Source organism: Oleiphilus sp. HI0117, from assembly GCF_001635235.1.
Map to the genome: position 1 here is coordinate 1 of NZ_LWGA01001332.1, position 460 is coordinate 460.

Genomic DNA, 460 nt, shown 5'->3' on the forward strand with positions numbered 1-460 from the left:
TATTTGCTTAAGGTCTTGAGGATATGTTCAAAGCAGCTTTCATCTACGGACAGCAATAAACCATTTGAAATCCGTACAACTTTAAACAAGCCATATATACGTCCCTTGGGTGTGTTCAGGGTGCCATAAGAGAAATGGTTCGAATCTAGGGAGTTGATATCAGTAGAGCATTGACCTTGAAGAAACTTTTCTGAGTCTTCACCAGTGATGCTGATAAAACGACTGGGTAGATTGATAAACATGTGAGTCATAATGTGGTAACTGTCAGTTGTAATTAGTTTTTTAGTATTTAGCGATTATACAGCATCGCGGTGCTTTATATTGATATTGCCGAATTTGCTAAAGACGCGAAAACGTCTAAATGAATCTGGACACTCAAGGTTTAGAGGTGTAACTAATATATGAGATTTACTTGTGTACGCACTAATAAAGGCTAGGCGACTATCAATAAGAGGAGCAT

1 pseudogene is annotated in these 460 nt (G+C 37.8%); it reads right to left on the minus strand.

The window, feature by feature from the left end:
- A pseudogene (locus A3757_RS23060) lies at positions 1-251 on the minus strand (hypothetical protein); the annotation flags it as partial.
- Positions 252-460: the final 209 nt, after the last annotated feature.